The organism is Streptomyces sulfonofaciens, from assembly GCF_014656295.1.
In the GTDB taxonomy this organism is placed as follows: domain Bacteria; phylum Actinomycetota; class Actinomycetes; order Streptomycetales; family Streptomycetaceae; genus Streptomyces; species Streptomyces sulfonofaciens.
In genome coordinates, this window is sequence record NZ_BNCD01000114.1 from 1 (window position 1) to 500 (window position 500).

The 500-nt window shown below is 40.8% G+C and carries 2 protein-coding genes; both read right to left on the minus strand.

All coding sequences use genetic code 11. From position 1 onward, the window contains the following. A partial coding sequence (locus tag IE313_RS36790; protein ID WP_506005240.1) for a 1-deoxy-D-xylulose-5-phosphate synthase N-terminal domain-containing protein occupies positions 1 to 178 on the minus strand: 178 nt, incomplete at its 3' end. Next, on the minus strand, positions 175 to 500 hold a 326-nt coding region (locus tag IE313_RS36795; protein WP_229925219.1), incomplete at its 5' end, for a FliH/SctL family protein. The genes IE313_RS36795 and IE313_RS36790, both read right to left, overlap by 4 nt.

Here is a 500-nt window from a genome sequence, read left to right on the forward strand (position 1 = left end):
GGCAATCAAATAAGGCATGCATGCTCACAATCAGCTCCACAGCCCCTAAAGAAGAGCTTAAGTGCCCCCCATTAGCGCTCACCACTTCTAAGATACGACTGCGCAGCGTTTGGCACACCAATTCCAAGCCTGCAATATCATTAGGGTTTAAATCAAAAGTTTTATTTTGCAAAATCACACCTTAAAATTTTCCAACACGCTTTCTTTGAGCGTTTTAAAGCGCTCCATTAAATTCCCATCAAGACTCCCGTTAGAGCTAGTGATCATAACGCCTCCCTTAGAAATAGCCTCATTGCTCTCTAATTTGATTTTAGAAGCGTTTTGCAAACGCTCGTTTAAATAAGGGTAATCCAAGGGATTGACTTTTAAATGAATATCCGTTGCGTCTAAAACATTTTTTAAAAGCTCTTCAGCCAAAGCTAGGGCCACTTTTTGGCTGTTGTCTTCCACTTCTTTAAGGATCACTTCTTTAGCTATATCTATCGCAATCGCGCTCAGTT